This is a genomic window from Flavobacterium xizangense, assembly GCF_054075145.1.
In genome coordinates this window covers 1-275 of the sequence record NZ_JBSIPG010000091.1, presented here as the reverse complement: position 1 = coordinate 275, position 275 = coordinate 1, and the positions used below count along the sequence as shown (strand labels likewise).

Genomic DNA, 275 nt, shown 5'->3' with positions numbered 1-275 from the left:
AACTGGTGTTCAAAATAATCTGCCTTTCAATCAGCAGCAGGTTTATGATATTATTACAAGACGTTTTATTGCTGTTTTTTATGATGATTGTTTAGTCGCCAATACGACAGTTATTGGAAAAGCTGTCGATGTGACTTTTAAGGCAACGGGAAAAGAAATCCTCAAAAAAGGTTTTCGTGTTGTGTTTGAAGATCCGAACGCGAAGGAAAAAGAACCTGATTTGCTGCCGAGTTTTGTGGTTGGCGAAAAAGGTCCGCATGAACCTTCGTTTCTTC

The 275-nt window shown here is 38.9% G+C and carries 1 protein-coding gene; it reads left to right on the top strand.

Features of this window, described 5'->3' with window-relative positions:
- Positions 1-275: DNA topoisomerase (locus ACWA1B_RS22640; protein ID WP_456910863.1), on the top strand; the 275-nt coding region annotated here is incomplete at both ends.